Here is an 18,539-nt window from a genome sequence, read left to right as displayed (position 1 = left end):
GCTTGCACTTAATTTTATTTTTAGTATATTAATTACATAATATTTTTACTTAGGGGGCAATATGCATGGTAATAATGATAAAAAAAGTTATAAGGAACAAAGAGAACAGTGGAAACGTGAGAATACAGCGCCAGGTGGTGGAGTATTTCAGCAAGTCAAAGGAGCAAGGTTTGATGATCATAGTGATAAAGCCAAGGAGCTACTAGAAAGGAGGCGTCAGTCTGAGCAGCCTAGCAGTTCTATGAGCGGGTCAAGCTCTAGTGGAGTTGGTAGCGGTAACAAAAGGTAGTAATAAAGAATAGTTGTTGTAATTTAAAAATGGGGAGGTTGGTATGCCTAATAGAGAAACAGTAAGAGCATTGGTTAGCGCTTTTAATGTTAATAATTATGATTTCAATGCAGTTAAAACTAATTTTACGCTACAAAGCGATGGTAAGAACGACTATATCGTAGTTTCATTTGATAAAGGTATGGAGAATGATCAGTGTAAAAAATATCTTTACGGTATAAAAAGGAAGATAGTAAGTGAATTTCAAAAGATTAAGAAAGAAGATACGGATGAAGTAATGTTCAATACAGCTAAGTTAGTCTTTGATGTTAAATCTTTTCCATTTAACTATGAAGGAAAGTGGTTCGTAGATAAGCAAGGTAGGATTAAGTTTGCAGCACTTATAGATCAAGGTGTAATTTTTAATTTGAAGTCTCATTTGGCTTCTTCACTGGCAAAAGATGTTCTAGAAGATATGCCAACTTGTAGCATTAGGGCATCTGACAGGAAAGGTTGTTTATGGCACGGTGGATTTGATAATAAAGAATTACGTGAGCAATTTGAGCGTGAGTTTTTATTAAGGATGAGGGAAAGATATGAAAATGTTCCTAAGAAGCCTTTAAAGGTTAAGGTTAAAGACAATAGTGTATATATCAAAGATGTTTTTGATAACGCTTGTTTTATTGATAGTATAACGCGGCGTGCCGCATGGCGTATAGGCCGTGATCTTCAGGCTGATAGCAAAAGTCGTAGTGATGTAAGGGCATTTAAAGATTTGATAATGGAATTTATTAATCAGCCGGAAGGATTAATAGCTACTGGCTTTATGTGTGCTCCTTCTTTGAATGGAAAAGGGGCATCAATTCTTATACCCGTTATATTAGATAGTAAAGGGTTTAGGGCATTGACAAACAAAGAGGCTTTAAGCATAAATGATACATTTGATAGTGTTGTGTTTGTTAATGTTGATGGTAAAACTCAGGCAGAGTTACCAGTAAATGGAAGCAGTGGAATATATGGTATAAACTTTTATGATTTACAAGTTTCTCACTGTGTGATAACTAAAATCATAGAAAACTCTGTAATCAACAAAGACCATGAACTGGCCATTGACCCTGAGCTTCCTCGAACGCTATTAGCTGAAGCATCACCGACACGGGGGTGTCCCAAGCGGAGTCGTGGTGAAGGGTTAGAGAAGCATCCCAGGCGAAGATCAAAAAAAGAGGAAGAAACAGAGCCTTTTCGGGGGGTGCTGGGGGAAATAGATCCAAGTCAACCCACTTGTGGTCAATCACAGCTATCTTTAGGTGCTGGTGAAGGTATGCTAACAGAGGCTAATATTCGGGATCAGAAAATGACCTGTAGACCATCATCGATTCCTTTTCCTATAGCATGGGATAATTCAATGTCCTTAAATTCTGGGGTTTCTGAAGATTCTCCAAAAGATATGAAGAACATTTGTAATGAGGAACCTGAAAAACAGCAAGTTACTGATAAAAGTGATCGAAAAAGTAGTGATGAGTGTTTTGAAGCAAAGTCACAAGAAAGTGAATCTCCGGAGAAGAAACATGGGGGTGGTGTTCAAAAAATAAAAAAATTGCTCTCTTCACCTTTTAAGAAGCAATATGGCGTAAACCTTAAGCGACATGATGTAGGGCGTGATACAACGCGAAGTACTCCTGGAACTCCTGTAACTGAAAAACCACCTGTGTCTAAGCCATTTTTTTCATTCCCAACTAGAATAAAAGCAAAAAATAATCCACCCTCAGGAGTGACTTCTCCTACGCATGAAGGTGGACCAGAGTGGCAACAACGTCTTGATCCTGATCAGAGGGAGGAACTATGCAAAGTTCTTTCTCCTGAGATGAAGGAGAAGCTAAACTCCGGCTTTTTTCTTCCTGAGTACGAGAAGTTACTACACTTACTTTATGTTGATAGTGAGACACTGCGTTCACTTCTTTCTACTTCTGAGGGAGCAGAGCAAGTGTGCTCAGTTCTTCCTCCTGAGAAGGGGAAGCAACTACACTCAGATTTACCTTTTAAGGCAAAAAAAGGCTTACTTTTTAAATTCTTTGATGATGAACAAGAAATTAGTCGTAACGTTTCTACAAGTTCTGCAGATAGTGGTTATTCTTCAGGATTACCTGCTTCTCCTGCTGTGCCACATAAGAAAAGTGTCTCTTCAGAGTTCAAAAAGTGTAGTGTGCAACAGGTAAAGCATATGTCAGAAGCTTTGGAGAAAAATTGAGGTTTTTAGATATATCTTAACCACCCAAGTGTTTTATTAGGGTTGGAGCCAAAGTCCCTGACCCTGAAAGCACTGGTGTTAGTTTTTCTCATCCATTGCAGATATTGCACCGTACTAAATATTTAAAAAGTATTAATATAAAGATATCAATAAAATTATTTACACTTTCATGCTATGCCCATAGCATCATATATTACTTAACCTTGCAATAATTTTTTTATTCTTGCTGCTTCTTCAAACTCTAAATTTTCAGCATGCTCTATCATTTGCTTTCTCAAATCATCCTTATTAGTATTTACTTTCGGTTCTGCTATTGCCCTCTCCTGTAAGGTGTTTGATATAGGTTTTATTATAGTCTTTGGGATAATATTGTGCAATATATTATGTTCTTCTTGTTTTTTTCTTCTTCTTTCAGTCTCTTTTAACGCACGATCCAGAGAACCAGTGATTTTATCTGCATACAAAATTACTCTACCTTCAGCATTACGCGCAGTACGACCGATCGTTTGAATTAATGAAGTTTCCGATCGCAAAAATCCTTCTTTATCAGCATCCAAAATTGCAACCAACCCACACTCTGGAATATCAAGACCTTCCCTCAGCAAGTTAACACCTACTAAAACATCGATTTCTTTAGATCTCAATTTGTATATAATTTCTATTCTCTCCAGCGCAGCAATATCAGAATGCAAATAACTCACTCTCATATTCAATTCACTCATATATTCAGCTAAATTTTCAGCCATTTTTTTCGTCAATGTAGTGATTAAAACACAAAATCCCTTCCCTATTGTCACTTGTGCCTCATGAATTACATCATCAATTTGACTCTCTATTGGTTTTACAATGCAGATTGGGTCCGTAAGCCCTGTTGGACGGATAACTTGCTCTATAAATACATTATTGGTCTTTGCCAACTCATACTTTCCGGGAGTGGCTGAAATGTAAATAGTCTGCGGCCTAACTCCCTCCCACTCTTCAAATTTTAATGGACGATTATCAAAAGCGGAAGGGAGCCTGAAGCCATAGTCGATCAATTTCTTTTTACGCGCCTCATTACCACTGTACATCGCACCAACCTGAGGAACGGTGACATGACTCTCATCAACAAATAAAATTACGTCTTTAGGTAAATATTCAAACAAAGTAGGTGGTGGATCCCCAGCTTCCATTCCATAGAGATAACGCGAATAATTTTCAATACCTTTACTTATTCCTGTTGTTCTCATCATTTCGATATCAAAATTAGTGCGTTGCTCGAGGCGCTTTGCTTCAACAATCTTATTTTGCGAGTAGTAATAATCCAAGCGTTCATGCAGCTCTTTTTTGACTAGTTCAATTGCCTGCAACAAAGCCTCACGCGGGGTTATGTAATAGCTATTTGGAAAAATGGTGATTTTATTTACGCCTTTGGTAACATTGCCCGTTATAGCATCAACTTTAGAAATTTCTTCTATTTCATCGCCAAATAACGATAAACGCCAAGCTTTATTTTCATAATGGGAAGGAAATATATCAATAATATCGCCGCGCACTCTGAAATATCCTCTCTCAAACCTGGCATCAGAGCGCTTGTATTGAAGATCAGTTAAGTTGCTCAGGAAATCATTAATATGAATTTTATTTCCAACACTAAGCGGTATGATCATGCTGCGGTAGCTCTCAGGCGAACCAAGACCGTATATGCAGGAAACACTGGCAACTACGATCGTATCCCTGCGCTCCAAAAGGGAGCAGACGGTGGAATAACGCAGCATCTCAATTCTTTCGTTAATTGCAGAATCTTTTTCGATATAAGTATCAGTTTGTGGTAAATAGGCTTCAGGTTGATAATAATCATAATAAGAAATGAAGTATTCAACAGCATTATGGGGAAACAATCCTTTCATTTCCTCATAAAGCTGTGCTGCTAAAGTTTTATTGTGTGCCATAATTAATGCAGGCCTGTTTGTCCTTGCAATAACATTTGCCATAGTAAAAGTTTTCCCAGAACCAGTAACTCCAAGCAAAACCTGATCTCTTTTATTGCTATTTAGCCCTGCAATTAAGCTATCGATTGCCTGTGGTTGATCCCCAGCCGGTTGAAAATGTGTAGCGATTTGAAATTCCATAGACTTTACTTACTATCTTTGATTCATTGTATAGTAAACACTATATTGCTTTTAAGATAAGTTGTATAGCTATCGTAAAGCCATAAAACATTAACCAATAATGTCATGCAAGTAGCTGACACTGGAATCTTGTTTCAATGCTAAACAAAATACCATAGAATTCAAGAAGACAATTCCTAAAAAATCCCTACATCCAAAAAAAGGCAAAATGTTGCTTGAATAAGCTAAATTTTTTTAGATGCAAAAACAATAAAACATAGTTGATACTAAATTATAGTACTCCTATGACAACGTTACAAAAATTAAGGAAATGGATAGCTCTGATCAATTGGAATAGTATTTTCAGGTACCGGTGGTCAATATGACATTTTTAAAATAAAGATTTAGAACCTGTTTAAAATCTTCTCAATAGAAGAGAAATGAAGGAAAGAACGACCATTTGTAGGCTAGTGTTAAGTTTTCGCTCGCAATTTTTCCACAATCGTCTGCATTTTTCTAACCAAGCGAAAGATCGCTCTACAACCCATCTTTGTGGCAATACAGCAAAGGAATGTAATTCACTTCGTTTTATTACTTCTACAGTTGCTCCAATAATCGTTTTTATTTGAGTTGCAAAATTTTCTCCTGTATAACCTGCATCGACCAGTATATTTTTAACTTCCGAGAGGTTTTCTTTTGCGCTTTCAACCATTCTCACAGCACTGCTAACCCCAGTTGTAAATTAGAAAAAATAGAAAAGGTAAGGAAATAGGGTAAACTCCGAGGTATTTGATATTCATTCCTAGGCTCTGTGGACAAAAAATATGAAAAGAGAGAAAAAGATGGTAGTTTAGCCTAATAGGTAAAAAATGGAGAAACTACCATATGCAATATTACATCAAAGAGGAAAATTGGAAACAAATTTTAGAGTTCATAAAAAGCGTAAAAGGAATGCACAGCAAAGATGAAAAACGTTTAAGAATATTCATAGAGGCAGTGTGGTACATAGTGCGAAGTGGTTGCCAATGGAGACTTTTACCAAAAACTTATGGTAATTACAGGAGTATACATAAGCGATTTAAAAGATGGTGTGAAAGAGATGTCTGGAAAAAATTGCTTGAATATACTAAACAAGAGCCTGATTTAGAAGTTGCTATAATCGACGGTACGATCATCCGAGCCCATCCATGTTCATCTGGATATACAAAAAACTCCAAGGATCAAGAAGCTTTAGGGAGGAGCAAAGGTGGCTTTACAACTAAAATACATGCGCTTGTCGATGCACTTGGAAATCCACTTAAATTTACTCTGACTCCTGGTCAAAGAAATGAAATTACGCAGGCACAAGTGTTGACCGAAAGTATCTATAACTCTACTGTAGTAGCTGACAAGGGCTACGATAGCAATGCCTTTGTTACAAGTCTTGAAGACAAGGGATGTACAGTAGTTATTCCGCCAAAACGGAATCGAAAAGTGCAAAGGTATTACGATGAGCATATCTACAAAGAACGTCATTTGATTGAGTGTTTTTTTGGTAAAATTAAAAATTTTAGGCGCATTTTTTCCAGATTTGATAAAACTGCTGAGGTTTTTATTGGTTTTCTCAATTTTGTTGGAGCTCTTGTATGGCTTCTCTAAAATTTTGTCCACAGAGCCTAGTAAATTTGTCATCCTATCAGTTTATAAAAATTCCCGGATCTCAGTAGACCTGCTGCGAATCAAGCGATAAAAAAAAGGAAAGGAGGGTGAATAAAATCAAGGTTAACTAAAAGGCGTGCTTAAGATTTACAATACCAGCAATAATATTGAACCTCAAGTTATATTTTTTCTGAAAATTGCGATAAACATTCGACATAATCTTAAATATCTTTATCTCTCGGATCTTATTTTCTACTCTCATTCTAAATGATGCTAACCTTCTATTATGCTCTTTCTGCTCTGGAGTTAATGGCTTTTTACGATACTTTTTATATGGAATTATAACATTGCTTTGCAATTTTTGCCAACCTTGATATCCAGAATCAGCATGTTTTATGCTATCAAGTGGTAAATATTTTTCTTGTTTCCTTATGCGAAAATCACTAATTCTACCACGGTATGACTTTGACACTGATAAAATTCTTCCTCCTTCTTCGATAATAATCTCAGTTTTCATAGTGTTGGTTCTTTTTTTTCCTGAATATGATTTCTTCCGTTTTTTACTATCTTCTGGCCTCTGTATTTGCTGTTCTGTAACATCAGCCAAAATCTTCAGTATTTTTTCTGGCATCATACTTCTATCTTTTGTTATAGTCACTTTTTTGGCGAGTAATGGCTCTATTCTCTTAAGTAACCTACATACATTTGCGTTGTGCACATTGAATAGGCATCCTAAAAATCTATGTGTTATGTAAGTGCGATAGTACAAAATTACGCAAAACAACTTATCTTCCAGAGTTGGTAGTTTTGATCTTCTACCATGACACTTTTTCTGTTTTTCAAGTTTTTTCCATCCAGACCTCACTTTTTCTACTACTTTTTCGAACTCCTCTATACTTAAACCTGTTATATTACGAAAGTTTCTTGGGTGTTTTTTCATATTATAGTAACTAAAGCTCATTTTTTTTCCTTACTTGATCTGCTTATTCTTCTTCTACCCCTCTCACATCATTTTTTCAATCACCTTTTGCAGCAGGTCTAGTGTTATTCACTTGGACAACATTTATACAATTGTGGAATAATGGTGCTCCTTTAAGAAGCACCGTTTAGCTAATGCTTTTCTAAATCTGCAGCGCCTATTTTTTACACGCTCCTGTACTTATATCCCAGTTGGTACCATCAGGGCAAGCAGTTGCACCATTTTTACAAATCACACCGCCTGGTACTATTTTTGAAACAACTACAGGTGCACCAAAAAACACAGCAGTAAATGCACCGAGTGCAAAAAGCGCTGGCCACGGCATTCTGCCAAATATTGCAAGCAATGCTGCACCAATTATTACTATTGTGATCATCGGTCCACCTATGCCGTGAGTATAGCCTACTATTTTGCATATTGTGTTTGACGTTGCGTCATCAGTAACACTGCTAGCAAAAACATTATCAAATGCAAAGGAGATAACTAAAGCCACAAGTAAAAGAAAATTTTTCATTATGCCTCCAATAATTTCTATTACTTATCCGCTACTGCACCGTCTTTACAAATCACACCTCCTGGTGTTATTTTTGAAACGACTACAGGAGCGCCAAAAAACACAGCAGTGAATGCACCGAGTGCAAAAAGCGCTGGCCACGGCATTCTACCGAATATTGCAAGCAACGCTGCACCAATTATCACTATTGTGATCATTGGTCCACCTATGCCGTGAGTATAGCCTACTATTTTGCATATTGTGTTTGACGTTGCGTCATCAGTAACACTGCTAGCAAAAACATTATCAAATGCAAAGGAGATAACTAAAGCCACAAGTAAAAGAAAATTTTTCATTATGCCTCCAATAATTTCTATTACTTATCCGCTACTGCACCGTCTTTACAAATCACACCTCCTGGTGTTATTTTTGAAACGACTACAGGAGCGCCAAAAAACACAGCAGTGAATGCACCGAGTGCAAAAAGCGCTGGCCACGGCATTCTACCGAATATTGCAAGCAACGCTGCACCAATTATCACTATTGTGATCATTGGTCCACCTATGCCATGAGTATAGCCTATTATCTTGCATATCACTGATGATGTTGTATCATTTTTATCAACAAAAGTATTTGCAGCATTTGCATCAAATGCAAAGGAGAGAATTAAAGCCACAAGTAGAAGAAAATTTTTCATTACGCCTCCGATAATTTCTATTTAATGCTGGATTATCCTTCACTTTGGTTAAATTTAAGTAAATGGTGAGGATTTTTTGCTTAAAAGTATCCTTTATTTCATTTAGAATACTTTTCTTGGTTCGTTTATATTACATGCTGCAGAAATTTTACGGTATTGTTTATTGCCTTTACCGCGCTTTGATTGACACAATTCATAACGATGGGGTGGAGCACGCAGGGTATTTATCATTTTTAATTCTGTTATCAATATTTCCTTTTCTCATCGTTTTAATGGCTGTGGCGTCAACATTCGCAAGTTTCTTAGACCAGTATAACATTGGCTGGGTATTTATCATTGATAACATGCCACAGGATATTTTATCATCTTTGATGCCACGCATTAGGGAGATAATATCAGGCCCGCCGCAAAGCTTACTAACTTTAGCAATTGTAGGTGCTGTTTGGACCGCCTCGTCAACAATTGAAGGGCTAAGAACAGTATTGAACAAAGCTTATAAAATTCCGGTTTCGCCGCCTTATATATGGAGAAGGGTACTCAGTATATTACAATTTTTAGTGATCACGCTTATTATAACTCTAACTATAGTGTTCTCTACATTAGTGCCAATGCTAATTGATTTTTCCTATCAGGGACTAAGTTATACTAGGTATTTACTTATTGAATTTGTACTTTTTATGATAGTCTCTTGGCTATATTTTATGTTGCCAAACATAAAACAAAACTTATCAGACGTATTTCCCGGATCTTGTGTAGCTGTTATTCTTTGGACGATTTCTGCTTCAGCTTTTAAGCAATACTTAAAAGCTTCCTTTGACCAACTGGATTTGATATATGGAAGTTTAGGTGGTGTGGTAGTGTCATTACTATTTTTTTATATGCTAAGTTTGATTTTTATATATGGAGCAAAATTCAATTTTCAGCTAAAATATTTCAATGGATCTCGCTAAGGAGAAAGAAATGGGTAAGTTAGAAGGTAAAGTAGCTTTAATCACCGGAGCTTCAGGTGGAATAGGCTCTGCTGTTGCAAAAAGGTTTATAAGAGAAGGTGCATGTGTGATTCTGATTTCAAGATCTCTTGATAATCTCAAGCCACTATATAATGAAATTGAAGAGCTTGAAGAATTTAAAGAAGGCTCTGTGAAACTAATTCAGCTTGATCTTTTAGACTTTGAGAATGTAAAGATACTGACAAACATGATAGAAAGCCTGAAATTATCAGAATCTGGAGCACTTGATATATTAGTTGCGTGTGCTGGAATTTTAGGCAAACTGAACCCCATTCATGACTGTGAGATTGAAGAGCTACAGAACGTAATGAATACAAATTTTACTGCCAATTGGTACTTACTAAAAAACTTAGATCCAATGCTAAAAAAGTCTAATGCTGGAAGAGCGATATTCATGACCTCAGAAGTGACACTTTCTCCTTCCTCTTATCCATATTGGATGCCGTATGCTGCAAGTAAAGTTGCACTAGAAATAATGGTGCAGATATATGCATCTGAGACAAAACATACAAAATTATGTGTAAATGCTGTATACACGGAAGGACCTGTGGGTAGTGAGCAGGCATTTCCTGGATCTGAATTGGTGTCACCTGATAAACTAACAGATAAATTTGTGGAATTAGCTTCTGAAGACTGCAGCATATCAGGAAAAATCTTACCGCTTAGCAAATCTCCCGAATAAATTACACTAGGAAGGGTGTCATGCAAGTAGCTGACACTGGTTTCCATCCAAAAGGGTGTCATCCAAGTAGCCCCTTCGGTGTCATTCCAGTCTGGAATCTAGTCTTTATTATGCAGCCACTTATTTAAAGTTAAGTTTTCTAGGCTCTGTGGACAAAAAATATGAAAAGAGAGAAAAAGATGGTAGTTTAGCCTAATAGGTAAAAAATGGAGAAACTACCATATGCAATATTACATCAAAGAGGAAAATTGGAAACAAATTTTAGAGTTCATAAAAAGCGTAAAAGGAATGCACAGCAAAGATGAAAAACGTTTAAGAATATTCATAGAGGCAGTGTGGTACATAGTGCGAAGTGGTTGCCAATGGAGACTTTTACCAAAAACTTATGGTAATTACAGGAGTATACATAAGCGATTTAAAAGATGGTGTGAAAGAGATGTCTGGAAAAAATTGCTTGAATATACTAAACAAGAGCCTGATTTAGAAGTTGCTATAATCGACGGTACGATCATCCGAGCCTATCCATGTTCATCTGGATATACAAAAAACTCCAAGGATCAAGAAGCTTTAGGGAGGAGCAAAGGTGGCTTTACAACTAAAATACATGCGCTTGTCGATGCACTTGGAAATCCACTTAAATTTACTCTGACTCCTGGTCAAAGAAATGAAATTACGCAGGCACAAGTGTTGACCGAAAGTATCTATAACTCTACTGTAGTAGCTGACAAGGGCTACGATAGCAATGCCTTTGTTACAAGTCTTGAAGACAAGGGATGTACAGTAGTTATTCCGCCAAAACGGAATCGAAAAGTGCAAAGGTATTACGATGAGCATATCTACAAAGAACGTCATTTGATTGAGTGTTTTTTTGGTAAAATTAAAAATTTTAGGCGCATTTTTTCCAGATTTGATAAAACTGCTGAGGTTTTTATTGGTTTTCTCAATTTTGTTGGAGCTCTTGTATGGCTTCTCTAAAATTTTGTCCACAGAGCCTAAAACAAACGTTTTTAATTAAGTTGCATAGAACCAGTGTCTGGGCACTGGCCCACTGGTGGGAATTGCTCCCAAACTACAACGTTCGTACAGTTGTGGATTCATTCGCGGTATCTCTTAGCCGCTAACAAGCAGCGGGATGACGAGTTTGTCGTTTATCAAATCGTCTGTAAACCTAAGTCACTTTAGCTATATAATAACTATTTCCCAAATCTTTTAGATTTACTTTTAAAACATCCTTTATGTTTAGCACCTTTTTCTCTGTTACTTTGCCAATACATGAATAAACTGCACCTTCAAACAATTCTTCAAACCTCTTCTGATTTTGTGGTGCAATAGTAACCAAAATTCTACTTTGCGATTCAGAAAACATTATTATCTTGTTTATTATGTCTGTATTTTGTATTTTTCCTATTGGCACTAGTGAAAGATCGATTTCAGCACCAAGGTCTCCTGCAATTAGCGATTTTGCCAGAGCAACAACTAATCCGCCTAAGTTTGGTGCAATTGCAGAGGCAATTATGCCATCTTTTATTGCCTGGTTGTAACGCTCATACAACTTCCTAGCGCTCTTTGCATCAACTTTTGGTACATTGTTATTATCTATTCCACTGTATAATTGATATTCAGATCTACCAAGTTCATCAAGTGTTTCTCCAAGCACATATATTAAGTCCCCCGGCATTTTCACATCAAGCGATACTGCATTTTCAATATTCTCTATAACTCCAATTGCTGAAATGAGTAGTGAAGGTGGTGCAGATATCATCACTTTCTCGCCATTTTCGTCATATCCCTTAAAGTCGTTAAACATACTATCTTTTCCGGATATGAATGGTGTTTTAAATGCAGTTGCAAAGTCGTAACAAGCCTCTGCGGCTCTCTTTAGTTGCCACAACCTTTCTGGATTATAAGCATCACACCAACAAAAATTGTCGAGCAACGCTAGATGATTTATATTTCCTCCTGCAGCTACGTAATTGCGTATGGCAGTGTCAATCGCACATGCTGCCATATGGTAAGTGTCAATTTCCCCATAACTCGAGCCAAACCCTTGCGATTTTACAACACCTTTATTTGAAGAAAGGATTGGCCTTGAAACAATAGCTTCACTGCACACTCTTCCCTTGCCCTGCAATGGTTTCAGCACTGACGACCCTTGAACCTCATGGTCATATTGCACCACTATGAACTCTTTGCTGCGTATGTTTGGTCTGCTTAGCATTTCTTTTAGTTCAAAGGTGTCATGCAAGTAGCTGACACTGGAATCCATTTCACGCTCAGCTCCACCATCGTATGGGTTTTGGCATAAGACGTTTGCAGGCAAAGCCTGCTGGATCCCAGTGTCAAGCACTGGGATGACAGGGAAGAGTGTTGGGATGACAGGAGAGGGTTCCGGAATGACAGCAGATCGATTAGATTCTCCAGTCCACGGCTTTGTCTGTAAATGCACTTTGGGATTACCATCATGCAGAAATTCAGTTTCGATGTCCATTATTACTTTCCCTTCAGGACATTTAACAACAGCTTTACCACTTTCGTTAAACTCTCCAATTACACAAACCTCCACATCATGTTTTTTCATGATTTGTTTAAACATAGGGAGATTTTCTTCTGGCACTGCTAAGGTCATTCTCTCTTGTGATTCTGATATCCATATTTCCCATGGAGCCATACCATCGTTTTTAAGGAGAACTTTGCTCAAATCAACTTCAAATCCATCTTTTCCCATTTCACCGATGGACGATGATAGACCGCCTGCTCCATTATCTGTTATTGCATTATAAAGATCGAGGTCTCTTGCTTCCAAGGCGGCATTGGATAATTTTTTTTGTGTTATAGGGTCACCAATTTGCACAATCGTTGAAGGGCTGTTTCCCGACAAAGCCTCTGAAGAAAACGTTGCACCGTGAATTCCATCTCTTCCAACTCTTCCGCCAATAATTACGATTTTATCGCCGTTTTTAGGCCCTTTGATGTGTGAAGGTACATTATTTATACTGCGCGGAATAATTCCGACACTGCCAACAAAGACTAACGGCTTTCCACAAAATCTATCGTCAAAATATACCGATCCAAGTTGTGTTGGAATACCAGAGCAATTACCAGCAACATTAACGCCATGAATCACTTCTTTCATTATATATTTTGGCGGTAAAATCTCATCGGTACGCTCCTTGTCCCTATAAAATTTGCCTTTTGCTTCTTTGGCAAAGCAGAAATAATAGGTATTCATTATAGGCTCCGCGCCTTTCCCGAAACCCACTATATCACGATTAACTCCAAGCACTCCGGTCATTGCTCCACCAAACGGATCAAGTGCCGAAGGGCTATTGTGGGTTTCAACTTTATCTACAATCAAGTAATCATCATCAAAAATTATTCCTCCGGCATTGTCGGAGAAAACTGACACACATATGTCAGAATTTATCTCACGCGTTGCACGCTTTATATAATGTGCGTATAGGCCATCTTTTATTTCATCAATAGGGGAGCAAAAAATATTGTGTTTACAATGTTCAGACCAAGTCTGTGCCAGAGACTCAAGTTCAATATCATATGGATTTCTACTGAGTTTTTTAAAGTAATCCTTTATAGCTTTCATTGCTGCCAGCGAGAGCCCTAAAGTGCCATTACCATCGATTCCATCTCTGCTGATTTTCTCAAGTTCTTGGTCACTCACATTTAAGTTAACAGATTTGGCTTTGCCATTAATGGTGTCATTTGAGTAGCTGATACTGGAATCTACATCTTTTTTCTGGATCCCAGTGTCTGGGCACTGGGATGACAAGTAAGAGAGCGCTGAAGAGTTTGCTTTGTATTTACCATAATATTTCCAGCTATAGTTCTTACAGATAAGTGTGCAATACTGAGTGATAGGATTAAATTCTTGTTTTATGTCATCTTCAGTTGGCATGCTTCCTTTACCCAAAATCAATTTTGAACTTCTTGCCTTAATCTCAATTGGTGTCATTCCAGCCCTTTCGTCCGTCATCCCAGTGCCCAGACACTGGGATCTATAGATTCCAGCGTCGCGCGCTGGAATGACAGAGGGGGAAATTTGCATGACAGATGGATCGATATAGCCTTTGCTTATTAAATATTCTGTAATAATTTGTTTTGCTGTGTTGCCCACATTGTCAGTCATGCCAGGTAAAAAGCTTATCTCCAAGCCCCACTTTGCTTGTGGTTCTATGAAATCATACTGAACTTCTTCAAGGTTTTCATTGTAGGAATAATAACGGCAGTCTTGTATGACTTTATTATAAAATAGCCCACAAATTTCTTCATATAATTTTGGTGGTAATTCTTTGTGTATATAAATCGAGTAAACGTTGACTAACCATCTGCAGCCAACTTGCTCACATTTATTTAAAACTTCTATTCTGATGTTTGTCATGTAATGTTATAAAAGATTTTAATATATAATAGCATACAAGCACGTTTATATTTTGAATAATTTCTATACAATAAAAGTATTGTATTAATTGTTACTGTTAGTGGGAAGAGTTTTTACCGTTAATGTGGATGAATCCCTTTTCGATGTGCTGGTTCAGCACATATTTTCTGAATATGAAAGAGAAAAAATTCCTGAAGTAAAGATCATACTTCCTTGCAAGAGGGATGTGATAGCGCTGCTGAGTGCATTCAAGAATTATAACGCTAAAAAATGCATAATTTTGCCAGAGATAGTTTCGCTAGAGAACATCGATGAGGAGGATTTAATATTAAATCTTGATAGAGTTAAAGTTATCAATCCAACAAAGAGGACGCTGCTACTCATTCAATTCATATTGGAGTGGAATAGAAAAAATAATGATAATTTTCCAATTGATTTAGCTTATAGTCTGCCATCACTGCTTGATAAAATTCAATCTACCCAAACAACGGATTGTTATCAATTTGATGAACATTCAAAAAAAATAGAGAATTTCATAAGCTTACTCACTGAGACTTGGAGTAAAACTTTAAAAGATTTAGAAGTAGTAGATATATTAAAACATAAGAGTGATTACATAAACAATATGATAACCTCTTTACAAAAAGACCAACATATAATCTTTGTTGGAATTGGAAAGGATAAGTCGTTGATCAAGGTTATATATGATCTGCCATTTGGAAAAATAATTTTGCCTAACCTGAATTTGAAAATTAAAGAGAAAGACTGGAAATCGCTTGATAAAAAACACTATCAATATTGCCTGAGAGATCTGCTCGATTATTTAAAAGTGGATAGAAGGGATGTTAGTTTTCTGCCAGAAGCGTGTTCTGGTGTCATCCCAGTGCCCCGACACTGGGATCCAGAAAACTTAACTTTAAATGAGCGCACCAGGTGGCTGTATAATGAAAACTGGATCCCAGTGTCAGCTACTTGGATGACAGAAGAAAGGGCTGGGATGACAGGAGGTTCTGCGGAATATCTTGATTGCATCTTTGATACAACTGCCGATCTAAGCAAAGTTAGTAGTGGACATGTTGGCAATATTGAAGTCATCACTTGTGATTCCAGAGAGGAAGAAGCACAAGTGACATCATTAATTATAGAAAATGAAGGTTATGAAAACATTTCTTTGGTCGTCTTTGATAAATTACTTGCAGCTCGTATAGCATGTTTATCAAGGCAACACAGTGCCATACCGGAAAATTACCCTTATATAACGCTTCTGCTTTATAGTATCGAAGTTTTGACCTCAAATTGGAGCAGTGTGTCATTACTTTCGCTCCTTAAACATAGGCTAGTGACTTTTGGTTACACTCAAGAAGAGTACACTCGGATTTTATCTGAATTTGAAATAGAGATATTACGCAACTTTAGTACAAATGGCCTGAGCGATATTATAAATGCTATCAATGCCCATAAAAAGCTAAAATACAAAGAAGATATATTACTTATTATCAGTAAGTTAGAGGTTATATTTAATCCTTTACTTCGTTCTATAAATTGCTCTATTTTCGATGTGGTAGCAACTCATTTGCAGTGTATTAATATATTATCTGGTATAAATTTTTCAGAGCTAAATAGTGAAATAGGTAATTTTACCTGTAATTTCTCAAATGCATGTGAGGGTGTAGGAATTAAATGCTCCTTAGAGTTATATAGCCAAATTCTGACCTTATTTTTAGAGAAAGAGTTTTTCTTTGTAGCAAGTGACTTGAATAAATTCAGCTTATATCACAACAAAGTTGTAATACTTGCTGGATTTAATGAAGCGCCAAGCTTTCAAAGTCCGCTTTTGAATGCACTTACGAGAGAAAAATTTAATCTTCCTTCTGCGCAAGAAGAGCAGGGGTATTTTTTTTATACTTTACACAATTTGTTTTGTGCAAGTAAGGTTTATATTACAAGATCGCTAAGCCATAGAAAGCCAATTCTATTGCAGCGTTTGGAAATTCTGCTCAAGGAGGGGAAGCAGCCGTATCGTGATTGGCTAAGGATATTAAATACGCCTGAATGTATTGTTCTATGTACTCAGCCTATGCCAAAACCTCAAACCGAAGTTAGAAAAGAAAAAATGCAGGTGATGTCTTGCAGTGCAATAGAAAAGCTAATTCGTAATCCTTATTCATTTTACGTTGAATATATACTGGGTCTTAAACAATTAAGAGACTTGAATTTTAAGCCATCGATATTGGAATTTGGCACTATGGTACACAACATTCTTGCAAGATATTTACGCAACAAAAAATCGCCAATGAGCATTGCACGAGAAGCATTCTCGACTAGTCAGTTTAATTTTTCAAATATGTGGTGGGTAAGACTACAGAGGGTAATTCAATCTTTTGTCGAACTTGATGAAACTCGAAGCAACTATGTTGAGTTGGAAAAGAGCTTTTCCTGTCCGATATTTCATATTCCAGCGCGTGACGCTGGTTCTTGTGATCAGTATGAAACTGCTTGGATGACAAATAGAGATCTTATCCCTCAAGAAATCTTACTGACAGCAAGATGTGATAGAGTTGAGTATCTACCAAGTGGGCAAGTAGCAATTATAGACTATAAGCTTGGTTCACCACCTTCCAATGAAGAAGTGATGTCGGGGTTTTTTCCGCAATTAATTTTGCAAGCTTTAGCGGTAGAGTATGTGACCGGAAGGGAAGTCTCAGAACTTGCTTATTGGAAACTTGATTATGATAAAATAAAAGTTATTTCTATACAAAATTATAGACAAAAAATGCAAGAATTTCAGAATGATCTGCCAGATTTTTTATCTAATTATTTAAGAGATGCTATTCCCTTTATTGCCTCTCCATATTTCGATAAATTCCTGAGATTTAACAGCTATAAACAGCTAGAAAGGGTAGGAGAGTGGTTGTAAATGGTGTCATCCGAGTACCTGACACTGGTTTCTATCCAAAAGGGTGTCATCCCAGTGCTTGGCACTGGGATGACATCATCCTTTTTTGGATTCCAGACTGGAATGACAGCAGTCCTACGTCATACCGCCGCGGTATTTCCAGATCCCGCTAACACGTAGCGGGATGATGGTTGTCAGGGTGTTGTCCAAGTAGCCTCCTTCTTCTGTTATCCAAGTAGCCTCTTTCTTGTCATCCCAGTGCCCAGACACTGGGATCTAGGCTCTGTGGACAAAAAATATGAAAAGAGAGAAAAAGATGGTAGTTTAGCCTAATAGGTAAAAAATGGAGAAACTACCATATGCAATATTACATCAAAGAGGAAAATTGGAAACAAATTTTAGAGTTCATAAAAAGCGTAAAAGGAATGCACAGCAAAGATGAAAAACGTTTAAGAATATTCATAGAGGCAGTGTGGTACATAGTGCGAAGTGGTTGCCAATGGAGACTTTTATCAAAAACTTATGGTAATTACAGGAGTATACATAAGCGATTTAAAAGATGGTGTGAAAGAGATGTCTGGAAAAAATTGCTTGAATATACTAAACAAGAGCCTGATTTAGAAGTTGCTATAATCGACGGTACGATCATCCGAGCCCATCCATGTTCATCTGGATATACAAAAAACTCCAAGGATCAAGAAGCTTTAGGGAGGAGCAAAGGTGGCTTTACAACTAAAATACATGCGCTTGTCGATGCACTTGGAAATCCACTTAAATTTACTCTGACTCCTGGTCAAAGAAATGAAATTACGCAGGCACAAGTGTTGACCGAAAGTATCTATAACTCTACTGTAGTAGCTGACAAGGGCTACGATAGCAATGCCTTTGTTACAAGTCTTGAAGACAAGGGATGTACAGTAGTTATTCCGCCAAAACGGAATCGAAAAGTGCAAAGGTATTACGATGAGCATATCTACAAAGAACGTCATTTGATTGAGTGTTTTTTTGGTAAAATTAAAAATTTTAGGCGCATTTTTTCCAGATTTGATAAAACTGCTGAGGTTTTTATTGGTTTTCTCAATTTTGTTGGAGCTCTTGTATGGCTTCTCTAAAATTTTGTCCACAGAGCCTAGATATTGAAGGTA

Annotated in this window: 14 protein-coding genes and 2 pseudogenes; 9 read left to right on the top strand and 7 right to left on the bottom strand. The window is 37.1% G+C overall.

The window, feature by feature from the left end:
• Positions 1-61 precede the first annotated feature (61 nt).
• Positions 62-289 carry a hypothetical protein gene (locus OPR60_RS06045; protein ID WP_265040258.1) on the top strand — a complete coding sequence of 76 codons (228 nt, stop codon included), beginning with the start codon at positions 62-64 and terminating at the stop codon, positions 287-289.
• A gap of 43 nt (positions 290-332) precedes the next feature.
• A complete protein-coding gene (locus tag OPR60_RS06040) occupies positions 333-2,516 on the top strand; it encodes a hypothetical protein (protein ID WP_265040257.1) in 2,184 nt (727 codons plus the stop codon).
• A 197-nt stretch (positions 2,517-2,713) separates the two neighbouring features.
• On the opposite strand, the gene uvrB is transcribed toward OPR60_RS06040, so the two are convergent.
• Positions 2,714-4,627 (bottom strand): excinuclease ABC subunit UvrB, encoded by a 1,914-nt coding sequence (gene uvrB, locus OPR60_RS06035; RefSeq protein WP_265040256.1) that lies wholly within the window; start codon positions 4,625-4,627, stop codon positions 2,714-2,716.
• 394 nt (positions 4,628-5,021) lie between these two features.
• Positions 5,022-5,342: pseudogene (locus tag OPR60_RS06030) on the bottom strand (transposase); the annotation flags it as partial.
• Between the two features lie 149 nt (positions 5,343-5,491).
• On the opposite strand from OPR60_RS06030, the gene OPR60_RS06025 reads away from it, so the two are divergent.
• A complete protein-coding gene (locus OPR60_RS06025; RefSeq protein ID WP_265039632.1) occupies positions 5,492-6,244 on the top strand; it encodes an IS5 family transposase in 753 nt (250 codons plus the stop codon).
• Positions 6,245-6,371: 127 nt separating this feature from the next.
• On the opposite strand, the gene OPR60_RS06020 is transcribed toward OPR60_RS06025, so the two are convergent.
• The 4 genes from OPR60_RS06020 to OPR60_RS06005 form a co-directional block, all read right to left on the bottom strand.
• Entirely contained in the window at positions 6,372-7,184 is an 813-nt protein-coding gene (locus OPR60_RS06020) for a transposase family protein (protein ID WP_406829791.1), read from the bottom strand.
• 196 nt (positions 7,185-7,380) lie between these two features.
• Positions 7,381-7,737, bottom strand: a complete 357-nt coding sequence (locus tag OPR60_RS06015; RefSeq protein ID WP_265040254.1) for a TrbC/VirB2 family protein — start codon at positions 7,735-7,737, stop codon at positions 7,381-7,383.
• A 20-nt stretch (positions 7,738-7,757) separates the two neighbouring features.
• Positions 7,758-8,072 carry a TrbC/VirB2 family protein gene (locus tag OPR60_RS06010; protein ID WP_265040253.1) on the bottom strand — a complete coding sequence of 105 codons (315 nt, stop codon included), beginning with the start codon at positions 8,070-8,072 and terminating at the stop codon, positions 7,758-7,760.
• Between the two features lie 20 nt (positions 8,073-8,092).
• Positions 8,093-8,413 carry a TrbC/VirB2 family protein gene (locus OPR60_RS06005; protein ID WP_015589492.1) on the bottom strand — a complete coding sequence of 107 codons (321 nt, stop codon included), beginning with the start codon at positions 8,411-8,413 and terminating at the stop codon, positions 8,093-8,095.
• Positions 8,414-8,547: 134 nt separating this feature from the next.
• Here OPR60_RS06005 and OPR60_RS06000 point away from each other — a divergent pair, with 134 nt between their 5' ends.
• The 4 genes from OPR60_RS06000 (at position 8,548) to OPR60_RS05985 (ending at position 11,226) form a co-directional block, all read left to right on the top strand.
• Positions 8,548-9,363, top strand: coding sequence for a YihY/virulence factor BrkB family protein (locus tag OPR60_RS06000; protein WP_065094475.1), 816 nt, complete (start codon positions 8,548-8,550; stop codon positions 9,361-9,363).
• Positions 9,350-10,105 carry an SDR family oxidoreductase gene (locus tag OPR60_RS05995; RefSeq protein ID WP_006279711.1) on the top strand — a complete coding sequence of 252 codons (756 nt, stop codon included), beginning with the start codon at positions 9,350-9,352 and terminating at the stop codon, positions 10,103-10,105. The genes OPR60_RS06000 and OPR60_RS05995 overlap by 14 nt, the downstream gene beginning before the upstream one ends.
• 222 nt (positions 10,106-10,327) lie before the next feature.
• Complete coding sequence (locus OPR60_RS05990) at positions 10,328-11,080, top strand: IS5 family transposase (protein WP_265039828.1); 753 nt, start codon at positions 10,328-10,330, stop codon at positions 11,078-11,080.
• Positions 11,068-11,226: a hypothetical protein gene (locus OPR60_RS05985; RefSeq protein ID WP_265040252.1), complete on the top strand. Its 159-nt coding sequence runs from the start codon at positions 11,068-11,070 to the stop codon at positions 11,224-11,226. Before OPR60_RS05990 ends, OPR60_RS05985 begins: the two co-directional genes overlap by 13 nt.
• A 47-nt stretch (positions 11,227-11,273) precedes the next feature.
• Here OPR60_RS05985 and OPR60_RS05980 read toward each other — a convergent pair.
• Positions 11,274-14,498, bottom strand: a pseudogene (locus OPR60_RS05980) (phosphoribosylformylglycinamidine synthase subunit PurL).
• Between the two features lie 100 nt (positions 14,499-14,598).
• On the opposite strand from OPR60_RS05980, the gene OPR60_RS05975 reads away from it, so the two are divergent.
• Together OPR60_RS05975 and OPR60_RS05970 are read left to right on the top strand one after the other, a co-directional pair.
• Positions 14,599-17,415 carry a WPE palindromic element domain-containing protein gene (locus OPR60_RS05975; protein WP_265040250.1) on the top strand — a complete coding sequence of 939 codons (2,817 nt, stop codon included), beginning with the start codon at positions 14,599-14,601 and terminating at the stop codon, positions 17,413-17,415.
• A gap of 338 nt (positions 17,416-17,753) precedes the next feature.
• Positions 17,754-18,506 (top strand): IS5 family transposase, encoded by a 753-nt coding sequence (locus OPR60_RS05970; RefSeq protein WP_265039650.1) that lies wholly within the window; start codon positions 17,754-17,756, stop codon positions 18,504-18,506.
• Positions 18,507-18,539: the final 33 nt, after the last annotated feature.

It is taken from the genome of Wolbachia endosymbiont (group A) of Trypoxylon clavicerum (assembly GCF_947251665.1).
GTDB lineage: Bacteria > Pseudomonadota > Alphaproteobacteria > Rickettsiales > Anaplasmataceae > Wolbachia > Wolbachia pipientis.
Note: the sequence above shows the minus strand (reverse complement) of the source record. Positions and strands in the feature narration are given on the sequence as shown.

Excerpts from the sequence above, each read along its gene's own strand:
- OPR60_RS06045 (WP_265040258.1), top strand. The coding sequence starts at position 62 with ATGCATGGTAATAATGATAAAAAAAGTTATAAGGAACAAAGAGAACAG.
- OPR60_RS06040 (WP_265040257.1), top strand. The coding sequence starts at position 333 with ATGCCTAATAGAGAAACAGTAAGAGCATTGGTTAGCGCTTTTAATGTT.
- uvrB (WP_265040256.1), bottom strand. The coding sequence starts at position 4,627 with ATGGAATTTCAAATCGCTACACATTTTCAACCGGCTGGGGATCAACCA.
- OPR60_RS06025 (WP_265039632.1), top strand. The coding sequence starts at position 5,492 with ATGCAATATTACATCAAAGAGGAAAATTGGAAACAAATTTTAGAGTTC.
- OPR60_RS06020 (WP_406829791.1), bottom strand. The coding sequence starts at position 7,184 with ATGAAAAAACACCCAAGAAACTTTCGTAATATAACAGGTTTAAGTATA.
- OPR60_RS06015 (WP_265040254.1), bottom strand. The coding sequence starts at position 7,737 with ATGAAAAATTTTCTTTTACTTGTGGCTTTAGTTATCTCCTTTGCATTT.
- OPR60_RS06010 (WP_265040253.1), bottom strand. The coding sequence starts at position 8,072 with ATGAAAAATTTTCTTTTACTTGTGGCTTTAGTTATCTCCTTTGCATTT.
- OPR60_RS06005 (WP_015589492.1), bottom strand. The coding sequence starts at position 8,413 with ATGAAAAATTTTCTTCTACTTGTGGCTTTAATTCTCTCCTTTGCATTT.
- OPR60_RS06000 (WP_065094475.1), top strand. The coding sequence starts at position 8,548 with ATGCTGCAGAAATTTTACGGTATTGTTTATTGCCTTTACCGCGCTTTG.
- OPR60_RS05995 (WP_006279711.1), top strand. The coding sequence starts at position 9,350 with ATGGATCTCGCTAAGGAGAAAGAAATGGGTAAGTTAGAAGGTAAAGTA.
- OPR60_RS05990 (WP_265039828.1), top strand. The coding sequence starts at position 10,328 with ATGCAATATTACATCAAAGAGGAAAATTGGAAACAAATTTTAGAGTTC.
- OPR60_RS05985 (WP_265040252.1), top strand. The coding sequence starts at position 11,068 with ATGGCTTCTCTAAAATTTTGTCCACAGAGCCTAAAACAAACGTTTTTA.
- OPR60_RS05970 (WP_265039650.1), top strand. The coding sequence starts at position 17,754 with ATGCAATATTACATCAAAGAGGAAAATTGGAAACAAATTTTAGAGTTC.